The following is a 561-nucleotide window of genomic DNA, read 5'->3' as shown; positions in this document are numbered from 1 at the left end:
ACCACCACCGTGGCCGCACCCGCCGATGACGTCTACAAAGACGCCGGCAAGGTCGAGGCAACGATCACCAAGGCCGAAGGCGGTAACTTCGAGAATCTGGAGACCAATCCGACTCCAGCCGTCACCGATGTCACTGACACCATCGATACCAGCACTGTTTCGCTGACAGCTACCCCTAATGTCGCCGAAGGCGGCACTGTGGTGTACACCGCCTCCGTGACTGCACCAGTAACCGGCTCGCCGGTCGTAGTGACCCTGTCCAACGGTCAGACCATCACCATCCCGGTGGGTGAGTCGTCCGCCAGCGTGAACTTCACCGCGCCCAACGATGCTCTGGCTGGTGGCAGTTCGCTCAGCACCACCATTACCAAAGCCGACGGTGGTAACTACGAGAAGCTGGAAATCAGCGACAAGCCGGCTGAAACCAGCGTGACCGATACCCCGGACACCACTACCCTGAGCCTGAGCGCTACCGAGTCCGTGACCGAAGGCGGCTCCATCGTCTACACCGCCACATTGACCAATGCAGCTGGCACTCCGGTCACTGTGACCCTGAGCAAT

1 protein-coding gene is annotated in these 561 nt (G+C 60.6%); it reads left to right on the top strand.

Features of this window, described 5'->3' with window-relative positions; genetic code table 11:
• Positions 1-561 (top strand): immunoglobulin-like domain-containing protein (locus ACUXVH_RS31655; RefSeq protein WP_445496862.1); only part of this gene is annotated, 561 nt, incomplete at both ends.

It is taken from the genome of Pseudomonas sp. 8(2025) (assembly GCF_052665325.1).
The sequence above is the reverse complement of the archived record's forward strand: the minus strand, read 5'-3'. Positions and strand labels throughout refer to the sequence as shown.